The following is a 531-nucleotide window of genomic DNA, read 5'->3' as shown; positions in this document are numbered from 1 at the left end:
TGCGCTGCAGGATGCAGGGTCAAAGTCGTTTCGCCCATATCTGTATCCCAAACTGTTTTTGATCGCTCCCATTCCGAAGGGAAGTAAGAATTGGGTGAATCATAATATCCATCATGAACCTTCGAAATTTCCAAAAAGTCCCTGGGGTGTGGGTCTCGATTATAATTCTGAGGAACAGATCCCTTCACCATAACCCAGCTCACCTCAGCATCGCGTGTTGGCTTCACAAATGCGATGTAAGGAGCTTTTGTCGATGATTCCGGTGCACGTAAAGCCGACAAGTCCATTTGTGGTTCAAACACATAACGCGTTTGGGAAGTTATGACCGGAGCGATTGTTAACCCTGTACCACTGATGCCATAAAGTTTCAGAGCTTGAGGGGTAAGGTCAGAAGAATCCCAACTGATACGGCTGACTCCACCATGAACAACCGTGAACAGCCTTTTTGAGGTTTGCAGATCCTTATCCACGTATGGACTCCAGCCGGATGGAATATGTTTACCATCAACGGCATAGTGGATATGCAAATCA

1 protein-coding gene is annotated in these 531 nt (G+C 46.5%); it reads right to left on the bottom strand.

The window, feature by feature from the left end; genetic code table 11:
* Window positions 1-470, bottom strand: a 470-nt coding sequence (locus tag E1189_RS22695) for a hypothetical protein (protein ID WP_196220946.1), incomplete at its 3' end; no start/stop codon positions are given.
* Window positions 471-531 lie beyond the last annotated feature (61 nt).

Source organism: Parendozoicomonas verongulae (assembly GCF_009711465.1).
Taxonomy (GTDB): domain Bacteria; phylum Pseudomonadota; class Gammaproteobacteria; order Pseudomonadales; family Endozoicomonadaceae; genus Sansalvadorimonas; species Sansalvadorimonas verongulae.
The sequence above is the reverse complement of the archived record's forward strand: the minus strand, read 5'-3'. Positions and strand labels throughout refer to the sequence as shown.